The organism is Mycobacterium sp. ZZG (genome assembly GCF_054786995.1).
The window spans coordinates 1-637 of the sequence record NZ_JBTBFV010000190.1; the positions used below are offsets into that span (position 1 = coordinate 1).

The 637-nt window shown below is 63.3% G+C and carries 1 protein-coding gene; it reads left to right on the top strand.

The annotated features are described in order from the left end of the window. Positions 1-25 precede the first annotated feature (25 nt). On the top strand, positions 26-637 hold a 612-nt coding region (locus tag ACXMYJ_RS29290; RefSeq protein WP_460359572.1), incomplete at its 3' end, for an IS630 family transposase.

Consider the following 637-nt stretch of genomic DNA (forward strand, 5'->3'; position numbering starts at 1 on the left):
GGTTGGTTTGCTGCGATAATGGGGTATGGCGAATCGTCCTGCTGCGGCGTTGATGTTGGGTGATGGTGATCGTGAGGTGCTGGAGTCGTGGACTCGCTCGGGCTCGGTGCAGGCGTCGGCGGCGAAGCGGGCGCGGATGGTGCTGCTTGCTGCTGATGGTGTGGCGAATCGGCGGATCGCGGAGTTGGTAGACGCGTCGCCGACGACGGTGATCGCGTGGCGCGAGCGCTACCTTGAGCGCGGTCTGGCTGGCCTGACTGATCGTCCTCGCTCTGGGCGGCCGCGACGGCTCGATAGGGATGCGATTATCGTCGCCACGCTCACGCCACCGCCGAAAAGCCTTGGGGTGACGCACTGGTCGACTCGGCTGCTGGCGAAGAAGCTGAAAATCTCCGACGCCTCGGTCGCCCGAGCATGGCGAGCGTATGGGATCAAACCGTTCAAGGCCGAGTCGTTTCGGTTCTCCACCGACCCGGAGTTGGTGGGCAAGGTCACCGACATTTGCGGCTTGTACTTGAATCCGCCGGAGAACGCGATCGTGCTCTGCGTTGACGAGAAGTCCCAGATTCAAGCGTTGGATCGGACGGTGCCGGTCCTGCCGATGCAACCGGGCAAGGTCGAACGCCGTTCCTATGAC